Source organism: Microbacterium sp. WCS2018Hpa-9, assembly GCF_031843745.1.
GTDB lineage: Bacteria > Actinomycetota > Actinomycetes > Actinomycetales > Microbacteriaceae > Microbacterium.
In genome coordinates this window covers 77,773-96,234 of the sequence record NZ_JAVTIY010000005.1, presented here as the reverse complement: position 1 = coordinate 96,234, position 18,462 = coordinate 77,773, and the positions used below count along the sequence as shown (strand labels likewise).

The 18,462-nt window shown below is 66.7% G+C and carries 18 protein-coding genes; 4 read left to right on the top strand and 14 right to left on the bottom strand.

From position 1 onward, the window contains the following. Window positions 1-18 precede the first annotated feature (18 nt). From RQG82_RS11650 to RQG82_RS11640, 3 genes are all read left to right on the top strand, one after another. The gene (locus RQG82_RS11650) at window positions 19-432 is read left to right on the top strand and encodes a Rid family hydrolase (protein ID WP_311259245.1); all 414 of its coding nucleotides are present in this window, start codon (window positions 19-21) and stop codon (window positions 430-432) included. Next, window positions 429-932, top strand: a complete 504-nt coding sequence (locus tag RQG82_RS11645) for a GNAT family N-acetyltransferase (RefSeq protein ID WP_311259244.1) — start codon at window positions 429-431, stop codon at window positions 930-932. Before RQG82_RS11650 ends, RQG82_RS11645 begins: the two co-directional genes overlap by 4 nt. Before the next feature lie 86 nt (window positions 933-1,018). After that, complete coding sequence (locus tag RQG82_RS11640; protein ID WP_311259243.1) at window positions 1,019-1,438, top strand: rhodanese-like domain-containing protein; 420 nt, start codon at window positions 1,019-1,021, stop codon at window positions 1,436-1,438. Between the two features lie 59 nt (window positions 1,439-1,497). Here the strand turns inward: RQG82_RS11640 and RQG82_RS11635 are convergent, their stop codons facing one another. The 5 genes from RQG82_RS11635 to RQG82_RS11615 form a co-directional block, all read right to left on the bottom strand. Then, window positions 1,498-1,932, bottom strand: coding sequence for a cytochrome c oxidase subunit 4 (locus RQG82_RS11635; RefSeq protein ID WP_311259242.1), 435 nt, complete (start codon window positions 1,930-1,932; stop codon window positions 1,498-1,500). A 3-nt stretch (window positions 1,933-1,935) separates the two neighbouring features. After that, entirely contained in the window at window positions 1,936-3,669 is a 1,734-nt protein-coding gene (gene ctaD, locus RQG82_RS11630) for a cytochrome c oxidase subunit I (RefSeq protein ID WP_042538403.1), read from the bottom strand. 3 nt (window positions 3,670-3,672) lie between these two features. Next, window positions 3,673-4,572: a cytochrome c oxidase subunit II gene (coxB, locus tag RQG82_RS11625; RefSeq protein WP_311259241.1), complete on the bottom strand. Its 900-nt coding sequence runs from the start codon at window positions 4,570-4,572 to the stop codon at window positions 3,673-3,675. A gap of 97 nt (window positions 4,573-4,669) precedes the next feature. Continuing rightward, a complete protein-coding gene (gene erpA, locus RQG82_RS11620; protein WP_311259240.1) occupies window positions 4,670-5,035 on the bottom strand; it encodes an iron-sulfur cluster insertion protein ErpA in 366 nt (121 codons plus the stop codon). A gap of 71 nt (window positions 5,036-5,106) precedes the next feature. Then, window positions 5,107-6,528: a dipeptidase gene (locus RQG82_RS11615; protein WP_311259239.1), complete on the bottom strand. Its 1,422-nt coding sequence runs from the start codon at window positions 6,526-6,528 to the stop codon at window positions 5,107-5,109. A gap of 46 nt (window positions 6,529-6,574) precedes the next feature. On the opposite strand from RQG82_RS11615, the gene RQG82_RS11610 reads away from it, so the two are divergent. Further along, window positions 6,575-7,162 (top strand): DUF3043 domain-containing protein, encoded by a 588-nt coding sequence (locus RQG82_RS11610; RefSeq protein ID WP_311259238.1) that lies wholly within the window; start codon window positions 6,575-6,577, stop codon window positions 7,160-7,162. 70 nt (window positions 7,163-7,232) lie between these two features. Here RQG82_RS11610 and RQG82_RS11605 read toward each other — a convergent pair whose 3' ends face one another. The 9 genes from RQG82_RS11605 to RQG82_RS11565 all read right to left on the bottom strand — a co-directional run bounded on the left by RQG82_RS11605 (window position 7,233) and on the right by RQG82_RS11565 (window position 18,460). Beyond that, the gene (locus RQG82_RS11605; RefSeq protein ID WP_311259237.1) at window positions 7,233-8,255 is read right to left on the bottom strand and encodes a quinone-dependent dihydroorotate dehydrogenase; all 1,023 of its coding nucleotides are present in this window, start codon (window positions 8,253-8,255) and stop codon (window positions 7,233-7,235) included. Window positions 8,256-8,265: 10 nt separating this feature from the next. Further along, window positions 8,266-8,736: a transcriptional regulator NrdR gene (gene nrdR, locus RQG82_RS11600; RefSeq protein WP_311259236.1), complete on the bottom strand. Its 471-nt coding sequence runs from the start codon at window positions 8,734-8,736 to the stop codon at window positions 8,266-8,268. Between the two features lie 10 nt (window positions 8,737-8,746). Further along, on the bottom strand, window positions 8,747-10,051 hold the full coding sequence (gene hisD, locus RQG82_RS11595; protein WP_311259235.1) for a histidinol dehydrogenase: 1,305 nt from the start codon (window positions 10,049-10,051) through the stop codon (window positions 8,747-8,749). Window positions 10,052-10,053: 2 nt separating this feature from the next. After that, on the bottom strand, window positions 10,054-11,454 hold the full coding sequence (locus RQG82_RS11590; RefSeq protein ID WP_311259234.1) for a hypothetical protein: 1,401 nt from the start codon (window positions 11,452-11,454) through the stop codon (window positions 10,054-10,056). Between the two features lie 113 nt (window positions 11,455-11,567). Beyond that, window positions 11,568-15,086: a DNA polymerase III subunit alpha gene (dnaE, locus tag RQG82_RS11585; protein WP_311259233.1), complete on the bottom strand. Its 3,519-nt coding sequence runs from the start codon at window positions 15,084-15,086 to the stop codon at window positions 11,568-11,570. 70 nt (window positions 15,087-15,156) lie between these two features. Next, window positions 15,157-16,290, bottom strand: a complete 1,134-nt coding sequence (locus RQG82_RS11580) for a hypothetical protein (protein WP_311259232.1) — start codon at window positions 16,288-16,290, stop codon at window positions 15,157-15,159. Beyond that, window positions 16,277-16,852, bottom strand: a complete 576-nt coding sequence (locus tag RQG82_RS11575; RefSeq protein ID WP_311259231.1) for an RNA polymerase sigma factor — start codon at window positions 16,850-16,852, stop codon at window positions 16,277-16,279. Before RQG82_RS11575 ends, RQG82_RS11580 begins: the two co-directional genes overlap by 14 nt. A gap of 44 nt (window positions 16,853-16,896) precedes the next feature. Further along, window positions 16,897-17,496 carry a GNAT family N-acetyltransferase gene (locus RQG82_RS11570; RefSeq protein WP_311259230.1) on the bottom strand — a complete coding sequence of 200 codons (600 nt, stop codon included), beginning with the start codon at window positions 17,494-17,496 and terminating at the stop codon, window positions 16,897-16,899. Window positions 17,497-17,539: 43 nt separating this feature from the next. Next, window positions 17,540-18,460, bottom strand: coding sequence for an RluA family pseudouridine synthase (locus RQG82_RS11565; RefSeq protein WP_311259229.1), 921 nt, complete (start codon window positions 18,458-18,460; stop codon window positions 17,540-17,542). Window positions 18,461-18,462: the final 2 nt, after the last annotated feature.

The window sequence follows — 18,462 nt, the reverse complement described above, 5'->3', positions numbered from 1 at the left end:
GCGTGACAGGATCGTGACATGAGCTCAGCAGTCCAACTCATCCGTTCCGCCGACCTCGCCGCAGCCCCCTACGCTTACGCGGCGACCGCCCCCGCCGGCTCCCGGCTCATCTTCCTCGCCGGAGCATGCCCCCTTGAAGACGACGGCACCACGACCGCCCCCGGCGACTACGCCGCACAGGCGTCACGCTGCGTCGAGACTCTCGACATCGCGCTGCGTGCCAGTGGCGCCACGCTCTCGGACATCATCAGCACGCGCGTCCTCGTGGCGTCTTCATCGCAGGCCGATCTGGTGGCGGCATGGGACGTCATCCATGCGGCCTTCGGCGACCACGACGTGCCGAGCACCCTCATGGGCGTCACCGTGCTCGGCTACGACCATCAGCTGGTGGAGATCGAAGCCGTCGCTGCGATCACGGAGGATCCGCGATGAGTGGTGTCATCCGACCGGCCGTCGCTGAAGACGCAGAGGTCCTGCAGGCCATCGAGACGCAGGCTGATGCCCTCCTGATCGCCAGCCTGGGAGCGCCGGAGTGGCCGCCCGCAGGCGACGGTGCCGAGCGACTCGCGACCCCTGGATTCGTGCTCGTGCTCGAGGACCCCAGCGACTCCTCGCCTGTCGGCTTCGTGCACGTCCTCGACGCCGACGGTCATGCGCACCTCGAGCAGCTCTCCGTGCTTCCCTCCTCCGGGCGCCAGGGCTTCGGGCGTCGACTCGTCAGCGCCGCCCTCGATGCGGCACGCGAGCGCGGCTACACCCGCATGACTCTGCGGACGTTTGCGGAGATCCCCTGGAACGCTCCGTTCTACGCGTCGTGCGGCTTCCTCGAGAGCATCCCCGAGACTCCGTTCCAGCGTGGCCTCGTCGACACCGAGACGTCTCTCGGTCTCGACCGATACGGCCGCCGAGTGCAGATGACCGTCGAGCTCTGAAACGCCCCGTCGACATTGGCGGGATACCGTCTGTCGGCGTCGGGAAGACGACGGCAGAAGAACGGGCGGCTCCCTAGGCTGAGGACATGATCGATCGCGCCGAGTACTACGCCGCCAAACTCGCCTACGAGACCGATGCGAGCGACGTGCACGCCGCCCTGCAGGCCGAGGACGGCGTCGTCATCATCGATGTCCGCTCCGACGAGGCATGGGCTCAGGGACGCGTCGCAGGGGCCACGCACATGCACTACAGCGAGATCGCGAGTCGCGCCCCTGCTGAGATCCCGGCCGGCTCGGCCGTCGTGGTCTATTGCTGGAGCCCGGGGTGCAACGCGGGCGCGAAGGGAGCTCTCGAGTTCGCGAAGCTCGGATACGCCGTTCGGGAGATGATCGGCGGATTCGAGTACTGGGTCAGAGAGGGCTATCCCGTAGAGGATGCGGACGGCGTGCACCGCCGCCCCGTCGACCCCCTGACCGGCATAGCCCGCATCCGCTCCCGCGCATAGGCCTCGCGGACATGAAGAAAGCCCCTGGGATGGGATCCCAGGGGCTTTCTCTCTGTATGTCAGCGGGCGAAGTTCCCGCGGTAGTACTCGTAGACCCAGCCGACGATCGCGACCACGAAGATCGCCAGGCCGATCGGCAGCAGGAACTGTCCGACGGCGAGGCCCACCACGAAGATACCCGCGGATCCAGCCAGCACGATCGGCCACCAGGACCACGGGCTGAACTCACCGAGCTCGGGGTCTCCGTCGTCGATGTCGCTCGTGAGGACGTCTTCAGGCAGCTCGCCGTTCTGAGCCTTGTGCGTGCGGTCGAGGTAGAAGGCGATCATCGCGCCCATGAACGCTGCGAAGAACAGCGCCACGGTGCCGACCCACTCGATGCGGGCCGCGAAGTTGTCGGACGGCGTGGCAAGGATGTGCCAGCCGGTGTAGACGACTCCGACCAGGGCGAAGAAGGCGGTCAGGACCCACCAGAGGATGACGTTGTCGCGCATGGCTCAGTGGCCCTCTCGCTCGCCGGGTGCGGCCGGAGTGAACTCCGCTGCCTCCGGGTGGTTCAGGTCGAACGCAGGGCGCTCGCTGCGGATGCGCGGGATCGACGTGAAGTTGTGACGCGGCGGCGGGCAGGACGTCGCCCACTCGAGCGAAGCGCCATAGCCCCACGGGTCGTTGACCGTGACCTTGGGTGCCTTGCGAGCCGTGATCCAGACGTTCAGGAAGAACGGCAGCATGGACGCACCGAGGATGATCGCACCGATCGTCGAGACCTGGTTCTGCCAGGTCCAGCCGTCAGCCGCCGAGTAGTCGGCGTAGCGACGCACCATGCCGTCGACACCCAGCCAGTGCTGGATGAGGAACGTCATGTGGAAGCCGATGAACAGCATCCAGAAGTGCACGTAGCCGAGACGCTCGTTGAGCATGCGTCCGGTCCACTTCGGCCACCAGAAGTAGAAGCCGGCGAACATCGCGAACACCACGGTGCCGAAGACGACGTAGTGGAAGTGCGCGACGACGAAGTACGAGTCGGACAGCGCGAAGTCGAGCGGCGGAGCCGCGAGGATCACGCCGGTCAGACCACCGAAGACGAACGACACCAGGAAGCCGAGTGCGAACACCATGGGCGTCTCGAACGTCACGGATCCGCGCCAGAGTGTGCCGATCCAGTTGAAGATCTTCACACCCGTCGGCACCGCGATGAGCATGGTCATCAGGGCGAAGAACGGCAACAGCACCGAGCCGGTCACGTACATGTGGTGAGCCCACACGGCGACGGACAGTGCGGCGATCGCGATGGTCGCGTAGACGAGCGTCTTGTACCCGAAGATCGGCTTGCGGCTGAAGACCGGGAAGATCTCCGACACGATGCCGAAGAACGGCAGGGCGATGATGTACACCTCGGGGTGACCGAAGAACCAGAAGAGGTGCTGCCAGAGCAGGACACCGCCGTTGGCCGGGTCGTAGATGTGGGCTCCGAGAATGCGGTCCGCGGCTGCAGCGAAGATCGCCGCTGCGAGGACGGGGAACGCCATGAGGATCAGCAGGCTCGTGATGAGCGTGTTCCACGAGAAGATCGGCATACGCCACATCGTCATGCCGGGAGCGCGCATCGTGATCACTGTCGTGATGAAGTTCACCGCGCCGAGGATTGTGCCGAAACCGGAGATGCCGAGACCGACCATCCAGAGGTTTCCGCCGGCGCCCGGCGAGAACGATGCACTGGCGAGTGGCTGGTAGGCGAACCAGCCGAACGACGCTGCGCCCTGAGGGGTGAGGAAGCCGGCGACGGCGATCGTGGATCCGAAGAGGAACAGCCAGAACGCGAACGCGTTGAGACGCGGGAACGCCACATCCGGTGCACCGAGCTGGAGCGGCAGGATCGCATTCGCGAACCCGGCGAAGAGCGGCGTCGCGAACATGAGGAGCATGATCGTGCCGTGCATCGTGAAGAGCTGGTTGTACTGCTCCTTGGTCGGGATGATCTGCATCCCGGGAGCGAACAGCTCTGCGCGGATGACGAGGGCCATCACGCCGCCGAGGAGGAAGAACAGCACCGAGGCGATGAGGTACATGTACCCGATCGTCTTGTGGTCGGTGGAGGTGATCCACTTGACGACGATGTTGCCCTTCTGCTCGACGCGCGACGTGCTCATGAGAGCAGCCTGACGCGCGGGCAGAGTGGTGGGTCGAGAGCGAGGGGCCTCGTCGGTGCGGGGGGCTTCAGTGGTCGACATGGCTTACTCCTCTCCTTCCTCGGAGGTCGGGGCGGTGGTCCCGGGGTAGTTCGACAGACGGTCGTAGGCGTCCGTGATGTCTCCGGTGTTGCCTTCCTCCTCGAGCGACTGGAGGTAGGCGTCGTACTCGTCCTGCTCGACGACCTTGACGTTGAAGAGCATCATCGAGTGGTACTCGCCACACAGCTCGGCGCACTTGCCGGCGTATTCGCCGACACGCGTCGGGATGAAGGACCAGGAGTTGTCCTTCCCGATGTACATGTCCTTCTTGTAGAGGAAGTCGATGATCCAGAAGGAGTGGATGACGTCGCGAGACTGAAGGTTGATCGTGACCTTCTGGTCGACCGGCAGCACCAGGGTCGGAAGCTGCGCCTGGTCGATGTTGCCTTCTGCATCGGGCTGAGCCTGGATTCCCATTGTCCAGACGGCGTCGGAGTTGTCCTCCTCTTCGCCGTCGTACTGGAAGTCCCACGCCCACTGCTTGGCGATCGCCGTGATCTCGACGTCGGGCTCGTCCCACTTGGCCTCGATGGCCGACTGGTCACGGGCCGTGAAGAAGAACATGCCCAGCACCAGGATCAACGGCACGACCGTGTAGAAGATCTCGATCGGCATGTTGTAGCGCATCTGCACGGGGAGACCGGTCTGGCCCTTGCGACGGCGGTAGGCGATCGCAGCCCAGGCCATCAGGCCCCAGGTGATCACGCCGACCGCGAGCAGGACGATCCAGGAGTTCACCCAGAGCGACGACACACGCTCGGTCTGGTTGGTGGCCGCAGGCTCACCCTCCACGAAGCCCGGGAGGTAACCGTTCAGCTCAGTGGCAGTACATCCCGCCAGGGCCACGGCTGCCGCTACTCCCAGGGGGAGAGCGGCCCAACGAAGGCGGCGTTTCGAGGGCACGATGCACCTTTCAGATTGCGGACAGGGCACACCCAAGTCTAGGGCAACCTCACACCTGATTCATGCCAACCACGCAGGTTGGCGGAGGGGGTTCGGATCAGTGGAAGCTGTCTCCGCAGGCGCAGCTGCCCGCGGCGTTGGGGTTGTCGATCGTGAAGCCCTGCTCCGAGATCGTGTCCTTGAAGTCGATGGATGCGCCATCGAGATACGGGACGCTCATGTTGTCGATGATGACCTCGACGCCGTCGAAGTCGACGGTCTCGTCGCCCTCGAGGAACCGCTCGTCGAAGTACAGCTGGTAGATCAGGCCGGAGCATCCGCCGGGCTGGACGGCGACGCGCAGACGCAGGTCGTCACGGCCCTCCTGCTCGAGGAGGTTCTTCACCTTGATCGCCGCGGCGTCGGTCAGCTTCACGCCGTGCGCGTGGGTGGTCTCTGCGGAAGTCAGTGTGGTGTCGCTCATGTCGCTCCTTCGGACGGGCCGTGCTCGCACGGCTGGTAACTCGATTTTACCCTCAGCCTCGACGATCGGGCTCAGATGATGATGTCGTTCATGCGCGAGAGCAGCAGGGCCTCGGTCGCCACGGCGTGGCGGAACGTGTCCAGGTGCAATGATTCGTTGGGACTGTGGGCCCTCGAGTGCGGGTCCTCGACGCCGGTCACGAGGATCTGCGCATCGGGGAACTCCCGCACGAGGTCGGCGATGAACGGGATCGATCCCCCGACGCCGAGGTCGACGGGGGGCACGCCGTAGCCGTCTCGCATGGCATCGCGGGTGAGCGCGACGGCCCAGCCGCTGGTGTCGACGAGGAAGCCGTTGCCGAGATCGACATCGGAGAACGTCAGCTCCGCGCCGTACGGGGCGTTCGCGCGCAGGTGCGCCTCGAGGGCGGCGTACGCCTCCTCACCGGTCTGGCCGGGCGCCACGCGCGCGCTCACGACGACCGTGACCTCCGGAAGAAGGGTGTTCGACGCCGCAGCGACGCTGGTCGCATCGATTCCGATGACGGTCACCGACGGCTTGTTCCAGATCCGGCTCAGGATGCTGCCGTCGCCGATCGGCGACGTGCCGGGCAGAAGACCGGCTTCGTCTCGAAGCGTCTCCTCGCTGTACTCGGGCGTGGGCGCCTCGCGCTCGGTCATCCCCTCGACCGCGACAGAGCCGTCTTCGTTCCAGAGCGTCGAGAGCATCTTGACCGTGGCCATCATCGCGTCGGGCACCGCTCCCCCGAACATCCCCGAGTGCGACGCGTGATCGAGCGTGCGCACGCGCACGGTGAACCGTGCGTTGCCGCGGAGCGAGACCGTGAGCCCGGGGGTCACCGAATCCCAGTTGCCCGAGTCCGCGACCACGATCGCATCCGCGCGAAGCGCCTCCTTGTTGTCTGAGAGGAACTGCGCGAAGGAACGGGATCCGTACTCCTCTTCACCCTCGATGAACATCGCGATGCCCAGTTCGAGGTCATCGCCGACGACCTCTGAGACTGCGCGGATCGATGCGATGTGCGCCATGATCCCCGCCTTGTCGTCGGCAGCGCCTCGACCGTACAGACGTCCGTCGCGCACTGTGGGCTCGAACGGCGGCGTCTCCCACAGCGCGTCGTCACCGGGAGGCTGCACGTCGTGGTGCGCGTAGAGCAGGATCGTCGGCTTGCCGTTGCGCGCAGCGCGCGTCGCGAGCACCGCCGGCTGACCGTGCTCGTCGGTGCCGGGGATCGCGGCACGGAGAACGCGCACGTCGTCGAAGACCCCGGTGGCCGTGGCGAGTGCGGCGACCGCCTCGGAGCTGCGTTCGAGCTGCGTCTGGTCGAACGCGGGCCACGCCATGCCGGGGATGCGGACGAGCGCGCCCAGGTCGCTCAGTGCCGCAGGGAACCCCGTCGACACCGCCTCCAGGACGGCGGGTTCGCGTTCGCTGGACAGATTCTGTGCGCCGGGCTGGGCAGGAGATGTCATGCGAGTAATCTTAAGGTGATCCGCCTTCACTGAACCGAGGAACCTCGTGGCCACTACCCCTGTCCCCCCTTCGACGAACGACGACGCCCCCGAGACGACTGCGTCGGGCAAGGGACGCGCGACGCCGACCCGGGCCGAGCAGGAGGCGGCTCGCCGTCGACCTCTGGTCGCGAACACCAAAGAGGCGAGGGCCGCAGCAAAGGCAGAGCTCAGTGAGCGCCGCAACCGCGCCCAGGCCGGGCTGGCTGCCGGCGAGGAGAAGTACCTCCCGACTCGCGACAAGGGGCCGCAGCGCCGCTGGGTTCGTGACTATGTGGATGCCGGCTGGCACCCGGCCGAGTTCGTCATGGGTGTCATGGTGCTCGTCATCCTGATCTCGCTCCTGCCGGCGAACCTCGCCATCGGCGGATTCGCCATCGCCGGCTGGGCATACCTGGTCATGATGGCGTACCTGATCCTCGCGATCGGCGGCATGGTCCTGCTGGGGATGCGCGTCAAGCGCAAGGTCGCCGCGAAGTTCGGCAAGGAGCGCATGGAGCGCGGCCTCGGCTGGTACGCCGCAATGCGTTCGCTGCAGATGCGGTTCATGCGCCTGCCCAAGCCGCAGGTCAAGCGCGGCGACTACCCCGCCTGATCCTCGATTTTCACGAGAGGCGTCTCCTGCTCCCGAGCACGAGGCGCCTTTCGCATTGCGGTGCAGCTACTCAGCGCGCGACGAGGCCCCGGTTGATCTCGCGGCCCCAGAAGGGACCGCGATACAGGAAGGCCGTGTAGCCCTGCACCAGCGTGGCTCCGGCTTCGAGCCGCTCCTGCACGTCGGACGGCGTCTCGACTCCCCCGACGGCGATGACGCAGAACTCCTCGGGCACAGCCGATCGCACGAGACGCAGCACCTGCAGGGACCGCTCCTTGAGCGGCGCACCCGACAGCCCGCCCGCTCCGATCTCCGCGACTGTCGCCGCATCCGTCGTGAGGCCGTCCCTGCTGATCGTGGTGTTGTGCGCGATGATTCCGGCGAGCCCTTCGTCGACCGCGAGTTTCGCGATGGCGATGATCTCCTCGTCTGAGAGATCGGGGGCGATCTTGACGAGCAGCGGAGTCTCACCGGATGCTGCTCGCACCGCCCTGAGCAGCGGAGCCAGCGTCTCGACGGCCTGAAGCCCCCGAAGACCGGGAGTGTTCGGGGATGAGACGTTGACCGCCAGGTAGTCGGCGAGCGGGGCGAGCCTCGTCGCGGAGGCCACATAGTCGGCTGTGGCGTTCTCTACATCGACGACCCGACTCTTGCCGATGTTCACACCGATGACCGTGTCGGGTGCACCGCGCCGCAGTCGCGCGAGTCGCCGGGCCGCGGCATCCGCACCCTCGTTGTTGAACCCCATGCGGTTGATGACCGCGCGATCGGCGATCAGACGGAACAGCCGTGGTTTCGGGTTGCCGTCCTGCGGGATCGCCGTGACGGTACCCACCTCGACGTGTCCGAACCCGAGTGCGGCGAGGCCGCGGACGCCGATGGCGTTCTTGTCGAACCCGGCCGCGATGCCGAAGGGCGACGAGAAGGTCAGTCCGAGGGCCTGAACCTGCAGCGACGGGTCGGGCCGAGTCAGCGCACGCGTCGCCCAGGAGAACGGCCGCGCCCCGAGCACGCGGATCACCGCCATACCGGCGTGGTGGGCGAACTCAGGGTCGAAGCGCGACAGGACAGCGCGAAAGAGCAGCGGATACATCCCTGCCAGATTACCGGTCGACGGGCTCCGGCTCGACGTGGTCGGCACGAAGATCGGTGATCGCGCTCTCGAAATCCTCGAGCGAGTCGAAGGCCTGATACACGCTCGCGAACCGCAGGTATGCGACCTCGTCCAGGTCGCGGAGAGGTCCGAGGATCGCCAAGCCGATCTCGTTCGTGTCGAGCTGCGAGACACCCGTCTGTCGAACGGCCTCCTCGACCCGCTGAGCGAGGATCGCCAGATCGGCCTCGGTGACCGGCCGTCCCTGACAGGCCTTGCGCACGCCCGAGATCACCTTCTCGCGGCTGAACGGCTCCATGACGCCGGATCGCTTGATCACGTTGAGGCTCGCAGTCTCGGTCGTCGTGAAACGACCGCCGCATTCAGGACACTGACGTCGACGCCGGATCGAGAGACCGTCATCACTGGTGCGGGAATCGATGACTCGAGAGTCCGAGTGACGGCAGAAGGGGCAGTGCATCTGACCGATCCTACGCGGTGAAACGCGCCTCGATCGCCTCACCGTGTGCGGGGAGCACCTCGGTCTCGGCGAGGGCGACGACTCCCGCGCGCACGTCGGCGAGTGCGGCGCGATCGTATGAGATGACCTGCTGCGGACGCAGGAACGTGTATGCGCCGAGTCCGGGCGCATAGCGCGCCTGTCCCCCGGTCGGCAGGACGTGGTTGCTGCCCGCCATGTAGTCGCCGAGGCTCACCGGGGTGTGGTCTCCGACGAATACGGCCCCTGCGCTGGTGAAGCTGTCTGCCGCGGCCTCGGCGTCTTCGAGGTGCAGCTCGAGGTGCTCGGGAGCATACGCGTTGCTGAACGCCGTCGCCATCGCACGGTCATCGACCAGCACGATCGCCGACTGCGGCCCGTCCAGAGCCGCGGCCACCCGCGTGGCGTGGCGCGTGGCCCCCGCCTGACGTTTGACCTCCGCGGCGACCCGCTCGGCCAGCTGCGGGGAGTCGGTGACGAGCACAGCCGACGCCTGCTCGTCGTGCTCCGCCTGGCTGACCAGGTCGGCGGCGATGAGTCGCGGGTCAGCTGCGGCATCGGCGACGACGAGGATCTCGGTGGCTCCGGCCTCGGAGTCGGTGCCGACCACCCCCGCCACAGCGCGCTTCGCGGATGCGACGTAGTTGTTGCCAGGCCCTGACAGGACGTCGACCGGGTCGAGCCCGATCCCCTCGACGCCGTGCGCGAAGGATCCGATCGCCCCTGCTCCGCCGATCGCATACACCTCCGTGACGCCGAGCAGACCCGCTGCGGCGAGGATCGTGGGGTGGACGCGCCCTCCCTGGTCCTGCTGCGGCGGCGAGGCGAGCGCGATCTGCTGCACGCCCGCGACCTGCGCCGGGACGACGTTCATGATGACGCTGGACGGATAGACGGCTTTGCCCCCGGGGATGTACACCCCTGCGCGGTGAACGGGCTGCCAGCGCTGGGTGATCGTCGCGCCGTCGCCGATCCGCGTGATCTGACGCTCGGGCACCTGTGCCGCCGAGGCGATGCGCACTCGGCGGATCGCCTCCTCGAGAGCGAGGCGGACGTCGGGCGCGAGAACCTCGAGGGCCTCGGCGATGTGCTGCGCGGGCACACGGATCTCGTGTCCCGAGACACGATCGAAGCGTTCGGCCTGCTCGCGCAGAGCCTCTTCGCCCCTCTCGCGCACATCGTCGACGATTCGTGCCGCGGTGTCGAGAGCCTCGGCTCGTGCCTGGGTGGCGCGCGGCACGGCCGCGAGCATGTCAGCCGGCGAGAGCGTGCGTCCCCGCAGATCGATGGTGCGCAAGGTCAGCCTCTCGTGATGTCTGAGATGTCGTGCAGGTAGCCGATGCGACCGTCGTCGTGTCTGATGACGTATGCACCGCCACGGTCCTCGATGACGAGAGCCCAGGCGCTCGGACCGACCCGGAAGATGCTCTGGCCGCGCTCGTCATGCACGTCACGCTCGGTCGGCGCGAGGATCCAGAAAGGCTGCGGGGCCGAGAAGTCGTGCTGCGGGTTCGTCGCGGTGAAGTCGGTCTCGTCGTCGATGGCGGGGAACGCGGTCGTCTCGGCCGACGAGACGTCGCGCGCGGTCGCTCCCAGAAGAGACTCGATGCTGCCGGTGTCGGATGCGATCTCGGGTTCCTGACCGCGCGATCGACGCGAGTACGCGGGTACGTACTCCTCATCGGAGGTCGTGTCCTCGGTTCCCGTCCCCCCGCCGGAGGCGTGCGAGGAGAGCGGCACCTGCTCGGCGAGATCGAGACGGGCGACCTCATCGGTCGCCTGCGCGTCGGACAGCTCGATGTCGATACCGGCCGCCGGAGCGGCCGCGGTCGTGTACGCCGGAGGGGCGGCGTCGATCGTGTGCGGCGCGGGGGCAGCGTCTGTCGAATACGTCGGGGCGACGTCCGTCGAGTACGTCGGGGCAGCATCCGTCGAGTACGCCGCCGGGGCGATGTGGGGCTCGGGGGCGGCGTCGAGTGACGGATCGGACGCGAGGTGGGGAGCAGTCGCTGCAGCCGCATGCGACGCGGAGGCTGTCTCGGAGTCGGCGGGCGTGTCGCTGGCCTCGGGGGCAGGCTCGGGGCGCGGGCGCGCGATGACCGGTCGAACCGGATTGGCATTGCGGTGCGCGAGCGTGACGAGTCGGCCCTGGAAGTCCTCCTTGAGGCCGGGCACCAGCGGAGCGAACACCGTGAGGACGACGAGCGCGAGGGCCGCGAGAAGCTGGACCACACCGTTCCAAGGCAGCCCGAAGACGCCGAACTCGATCACGAAGGCAACCGAGTTCCAGAGGGCTCCCAGCCAGAAGACGGCCGAGACGGAGAACGCGACCGATGCGAACTGGTCGATCCCCAGCGAACCGACGCGGCGGATGCCGTCCGGCGAGAAACGGCGGAGGATCAGCAGGAACACGGCGACCGTCGGCACGCCGATGGGCAGAATCCACTGGATGCCGGCGCCCCAGATCGACGCGCCGCCGACGTAAGGGAAGAACGAGGCGATGAAGGCGATGAGCCACACGCCGACGATGAGCAGCTCCCGAAGGGTGAAACCGAGGATGCCGTACTCCGGCGTCACCTCGTCATCGTAGAGAACGCCGTCGTCATCGGAGAAGTCCTCCTCGATGGCCGCTTCGGGTGCGGCCGTCGAACGGTCTGCATCCGATTCGTCATTGTTCAGGAAGGGTGATTCCGTGCTCATGGGGAGGGTCCTTTCGCCACGGTGCATAGCCTCTGCGTCGTGCACCCGAACGCGTCCCGATACTACCCGGTGCATCCGTGAGGACCTCTCGGGCAGCAGCGCTTTGCTGACGCTCAGCCCAGGCAGGTCGGGCCGAGCAGAGATTTGAGATCGCCGAACAGATCGGCGGAGACCTTGACCGGCATCGGCACCTCGAAGACCTTCGCCGTGCCGCCGCGGTGCACGCGAAGCATCACCTCGGTGTCGCCGTTGTGGCGTCTCAGCACTTCGGCGAGCTCGGTCATCACCCGCTCAGTCGCCCTCTGCTCAGCCAGGACGAGCGAGAGGGGTCCTGCGGCGTCGAACGAGCCGACGTCCGGCGCGAACGCCGACTGCGCATGCAGATTGAGTCCGTCATCGCGCTTCGACACCCGTCCGCGCACCGCGAGGATGGAGTCCTGCTGCAGGATGTGCTGGAACTCGGTGTAGGTCTTGCCCATGAACATGACCGTCACCTCGCCGTTGAAGTCCTCGACCGTGATCATGCCGTACGGGTTTCCGCTGGCCTTCGCGACACGATGCTGGACGCTGGTGACGAGGCCGGCGACCGTGACCTGCTCGCCGTCCTGCATGTCCTCGGAGTTGATGAGGTTGTGGATCGAGATCGACGCGTGCTTCGCGAGCGGCACCTCGAGACCCGCGAGGGGGTGGTCGGAGACGTAGAGCCCGAGCATCTCGCGTTCGAACGCGAGTTTGTCCTTCTTGATCCACTCCGGTCGCGCCGGCACCTTCGCAGGCGCCGTCTCTTCCATGCCGTCGTACAGGCTGTCGAAGTCGAAGCCGATCGCGCCCTGCGCCTCATTCCGCTTGCGATCCACAGCCGCCTCGACGGCATCCTCGTGGACTTCGAGCAGGGCCCGGCGGGAGTCGCCCATCGAGTCGAACGCGCCGGCCTTGATCAGCGATTCGACCGTGCGCTTGTTCGAGACATGCAGCGGCACCTTCTCGAGGAAGTGATGGAACGATGTGAATCGCTCGTCCTTGCGCGCCGCGATGATGCCCTCGACAACGTTGCTGCCGACGTTGCGGACGGCACCCAACCCGAAGCGGATGTCGTCGCCGACGGCGGCGAAGTACTTGATGGACTCTGAGACGTCGGGCGGGAGCACCTTGATGCCCATGCGACGGCACTCGTTGAGGTACAGCGCCATCTTGTCCTTCGAGTCGCCGACGCTGGTGAGCAGCGCGGCCATGTACTCGGCGGGATAGTGGGCCTTGAGATAGGCGGTCCAGTACGACACGACGCCATACGCCGCCGAGTGCGCCTTGTTGAAGGCGTAGTCCGAGAACGGGAGCAGGATCTCCCAGATCGCGTTGACGGCTCCGTCGGAGTACCCGTTCGCATGCATGCCCGCTTGGAAGCCCGCGAACTGCTTGTCCAGCTCCGACTTCTTCTTCTTGCCCATCGCTCGACGGAGGATGTCGGCCTGTCCGAGTGAGAATCCGGCCACGCGCTGGGCGATGGCCATCACCTGCTCCTGGTAGATGATCAGGCCGTAGGACTCGTCGAGGATGTCGGCGAGCGACTCGGTGAACTCCGGATGGATCGGCGTGATGGGCTGCTGACCGTTCTTGCGCAGCGCGTAGTTCGTGTGCGAGTTCGCGCCCATGGGTCCTGGACGGTAGAGCGCGATGAGTGCCGAGATGTCACCGAAGTTGTCCGGACGCATCAGCCGCATGAGCGATCGCATGGGACCGCCGTCGAGCTGGAAGACGCCGAGCGATTCGCCTCGCCCGAGCAGATCGTAGGCACCCCGGTCGTCGAGCGCGAGGTGCTCGAGGTCGAGCTCTTCTCCGCGGTTGGTGCGGATGTTGTCGAGCGCGTCAGAGATGATCGTCAGGTTGCGCAGCCCGAGGAAGTCCATCTTGATCAGGCCGAGCGACTCGCACGAGGGGTAGTCGAACTGCGTGACGATCTGGCCGTCCTGCTCGCGGCGCATGATCGGGATGATGTCGATCAACGGCTCGGACGACATGATCACGCCCGCCGCGTGCACGCCCCACTGGCGTTTCAGGCCCTCGAGGCCGAGTGCGCGGTCGAAGACCGTCTTCGCCTCCGGGTCGGTCTCGATGAGAACGCGGAACTCGCTCGCCTCTTTGTAGCGGGGGTGCGCCGAGTCGAACATTCCGTCGAGGGGCATGTCCTTGCCCATCACGGGCGGCGGCATCGCTTTTGTCAGCCGCTCCCCCATGCTGAACGGGAAGCCGAGCACGCGGCCGGCATCCTTCAGCGCCTGCTTGGACTTGATCGTGCCGTACGTGACGATCTGGGCGACCCGCTCGGATCCGTACTTCCTCGTCACGTAGTCGATGACCTCGCCGCGGCGCCGGTCATCGAAGTCGACGTCGAAGTCGGGCATCGAGACGCGATCGGGGTTCAGGAACCGCTCGAAGATGAGGCCGTGCTCGAGCGGGTCGAGGTCGGTGATCTTCATGGCGTAGGCGACCATGGAACCGGCTCCGGAACCACGGCCCGGCCCCACGCGGATGCCGTTGTCCTTGGCCCAGTTGATGAAGTCGGCGACGACGAGGAAGTAGCCGGGGAACCCCATCTGCAGGATGATGCCGGTCTCGTACTCGGCCTGCTTGCGCACCTTGTCGGGGATCCCGCTCGGGTACCGGTAGTGGAGGCCGGCCTCGACCTCTTTGATGAGCCAGCTGTCTTCGGTCTCTCCGTCCGGCACCGGGAAGCGCGGCATGTAGTTGGCCGCCGTGTTGAACTCGACCTCGCAGCGCTCGGCGATGAGCAGCGTGTTGTCGCACGCCTCGGGGTGATCGCGGAAGAGCTGACGCATCTCGGCGGCGGTCTTGATGTAGTAGCCGTCGCCGTCGAACTTGAAGCGGTTGGGGTCGTCGAGTGTCGAACCCGACTGCACGCACAGCAGAGCCTCGTGCGCGTCGGCCTCGTGTTGGTGCGTGTAGTGCGAATCGTTCGTGCCGACGAGCGGGATGCTGAGATCTTTCGCGAGCCGGATCAGATCGGTCATGACCCTGCGCTCGATGGAGAGACCGTGATCCATGATCTCGGCGAAGTAGTTCTCCTTGCCGAACAGGTCTTGGAACTCCGCCGCCGCGGCACGGGCGGCGTCGTACTGGCCGAGGCGCAGCCGTGTCTGGATCTCGCCCGAGGGGCATCCGGTGGTGGCGATCAGGCCCTTGCCGTAGGTCTGGAGCAGCTCACGGTCCATGCGGGGCTTGAAGTAGTAGCCCTCCATGCTCGACAGCGAGCTGAGGCGGAACAGGTTGTGCATGCCCTGCGTGGTCTCGCTCCACATCGTCATGTGCGTATAGGCACCGGATCCCGAGACGTCGTCGCTCTTCTGATCCGGAGACCCCCACTGCACCCGCGTCTTGTCGCTGCGATGCGTGCCGGGCGTGACGTACGCCTCGAGTCCGATGATCGGCTTGACCCCTGCCGCGTTCGCCGCCTTGTAGAACTCGAAGGCCGCGAAGGTGTTGCCGTGGTCGGTCACCGCGATGGCCGGCATGTCGTAGTCGGCCGCCGCCTGGGTCATCGCCGCGATCTTCGCCGCCCCGTCGAGCATCGAGTACTCGCTGTGCACGTGCAGGTGGACGAAGGAGTCGGATGCCATGCTTCGAGTCTACTTTCGGCGTGCGACATCGAGCGTCGGCGCGACCCCTCGCATCCGCCCGCCGCACACATCAGGGAAGCGAATCCACCACGCTCACGGTGAATACGTACCGCTCGTCGGCCATGGTGGCGGGGATCAGCGCCGAGGCGGTGTCGAGAGTCGCCGTCTTCTCGTGCACGATCCCCGTGGTCGTGTCGATCGTGACCGTTCGTCTCTGGATGGCTGCCACTCCGGAAAGCGCCTCGGTCGCCGCCGAGAAGCGCAGCGTCGCGAGGTTTCCGTCGGTGGAGACGATCTCAGAGCCGGGGAGCAGGCTGAGAGCCTCGTACATCGTCGCGCGCTGCGTGCTCGAGCCCAGATTGTATGACAACAGGTCGATGAGCACCCACCCGACCTTGTAGTCCTGGTCGCCGGTGCTGGCGCCCTGGTTCTCGCGGATCCATTGGATGAGTCCCGCCGGATCCGTCGGCATCGCCGCGAAGAACGCCGTGAGGGCGTAGCCGTCAGGGGTGGCCCAGGGACCCAGCGGCCCGTCGTCGAAATAGGATTCGCCGCTCGACGAGATCGCCTCCCTATGCGCCTCGGACAGTTGCACGGCGTCGGGTCCGAAGGTGTCGGTCACCGTCCAGGGTTGTTCCGGGGCGATGAGCCACTGCTCTGCGGGGTCGGCCGGGGCGTAGCTGCTCCAGGACGACGTCCCGCGCCAGGCGTTCTGGGCGTTCGATCTGTCTGCCTGATACTGTCCGCCTTCCGGATCGGGCTGGTGATAGACGACGTGTTCCGACTGCTCGTGCAGACGCAGATACTGTCCTGGTGCCAGCGTCAGCCCCGTGAATGCGCGCGCCGCGGTCGCGGCGGCGCCGAACGCCTGTGCCGACGTCATCGGGGCCTGTGTCGGGGCCGGTGTCGGGGTCTCTGGCTCCGGCGACGGCAGAGTCTGCCCGGGCTCACGCGTCGGGACTGCTTCGATCGCAGGTGTCGTCTGCGCGGTGATTCCGGTGACGACCAGAACGCCCACGACGACCGCGGCCGCAGCTCCCACCAGCGAGCCGGCGATCACCCATCTCGGCCTGGCGGACCGCACGATCGCCGGGCTGGTGTCGGCCGCGATCTCGCTCATCAGTCGAGCACGAGCCGCGTCGACATGGGATTGCGCACCATCGAGATCCGGCTGGGTCTCCTGAACCCTCTCAAACACGTCCACGGACTTCTCCTTCCTGCTGCTTCTCGAATGCCTGGATCCTTCGTGCGGGATCCAATCGCCTGCGAACGCGATTGAGCCGCGATCGCACGGTGCCCACGGGCACCCCGAGTGCTTCTGCGATGTCCTCGTAGCTCAACCCCTGCCAGGCGTACAGGAGGAGCGTCTCGCGATCCTTCGCGGGGAGGCCCGCGATCCTCTCTCTGAGAGCGCGCACCTCGCGTTCGGCATCCACGCGTCGCATGGCGTCGTCGAGGCCGCCGAGCGACGCCACGTTCTCACCGCCAGCCGCAACGAAAGAACGCCACTGCCGCGCCTCGACCGCCCGGTGCCGACGGATCAATCGCGAGGCGATGCCGAGCAGCCACGGTGCGGCCGACTCCCTGCTCAGGTCGAAGTCGGCCCTGCGCCGGAAGGCGACGAGGAAGGTCTCACTGAGCACGTCATCGGCGTCGTCGGAACCGACGCGGTATGCCGCGAACGCGTTGACCGCGCGTGCATGCCGGTCGAACAGCTCGGCGAATGCCTCCGGCCGGCCGACCCAGCGACCGCCGGATGATCTCACTGTCTGTGCTCACACTATGTATTGCCCCTGCGGCGCGGTCGGGTTCACGGTTTCTTCGACCGTCTGTGCGATCCACGCAGATCGAGGCGCATCAGCACCCGAGGAAACCCGTCGAGAGTGGATCCGGTGTCAGCCGCCTTCTCGAACCCCGCGTTCTCGAACAGCAGCCTGGTTCCGACGTAGGCCATGGTCGAGTTCACCTTCTCGCCGCGGTTGTCGACCGGGTATCCCTCGATCGCCGGCGCCCCGCGCTGCGTCGCGTGCGCGACAGCGCCCTCGATCAGCGCGTGCGAGATGCCCTGCTTTCGAAAGCCGGGGCGGACGCGGATGCACCACAGCGACCACACGTCGAGGTCGTCGACGTGCGGGATCAGGCGGTTGCGCGCGAAACTCGTCGCGCTGCGAGGATGCACCGCCGCCCATCCCACGGGCTCCTCGTCGAGATAGGCGATGACTCCGGGCGGCGGGTCTTGGTGGCAGAGTTCGCGCACGCGGTCGGCACGCTGCGCGCCACGCAGCGTGTTGTTCTCCTTGCTGCCTATGCGGTAGCTCAGGCAGAAGCACACGTTCGACGTCGGCTTCTTCGGACCGACGAGAGTCGCCACGTCGTCGAAGTCGGTCGCGGGTCGCACCTCGATGCTCATGCGCTCAGTCTGGCTCACACCGCCGACATCCGCCGCGGTAGATTCACTCGCCGCGCAGGATCTCCAGGGCGTGCTCGAAATCTGCCGGGTAGGGCGACTCGAACTGCACCCAGTCCCCCGTCGCCGGGTGCGAGAAGGCGAGCTTGTGCGCGTGCAGCCACTGTCGGGTCAGGCCGAGTCGCGCCGACATCGTCGGATCAGCGCCGTAAAGAGGGTCGCCCGCACACGGATGCCGAAGCGCCGCCATGTGCACGCGGATCTGGTGCGTGCGCCCGGTCTCGAGGTGGATCTCGAGCAGCGACGCCCCCGGAAAGGCCTCGAGCGTCTCGTAGTGGGTCACCGACGGCTTGCCGTCCGGCACCACCGCGAACTTCCAGGAGTGATTCGGGTGCCGGCCGATCGGTGCGTCGATCGTTCCGGTCAGCGGGTCAGGGTGCCCCTGGACGACCGCGTGATAGATCTTCTCGACCGTGCGCTCTTTGAACGCGTGCTTCAACGTCGAGTACGCCGTCTCGCTCTTGGCGACCACCATGAGTCCGCTGGTGCCGACATCCAGACGGTGCACGACCCCCTGACGCTCCGGAGCCCCGCTGGTGGCGACCCGGAACCCCGCCGCAGCGAGGGCGCCGACGACGGTCGGCCCCTCCCACCCCAGCGAGGGGTGGGCAGCGACGCCGGTGGGCTTGTCGATCACGACGATGTCGTCATCGTCGTAGACGATCCCGAGTTCGGGAACCGCGATCGGGATGATCCGCGGCTCCTCCTTCGGCTGCCACTCCACCTCGAGCCACCCTCCGCCACGCAGACGGTCGGACTTGTCGAGGGTGACTCCATCGAGGCGCACACCTCCCGCGGAGGCGACCTCGGCGGCAAAGGTGCGCGAGAAGCCCATCAGCTTCGCCAGCGCTGCGTCGACGCGTGAGCCCTCCAACCCGTCAGGAACCGGGAGGGAACGGGATTCCACGC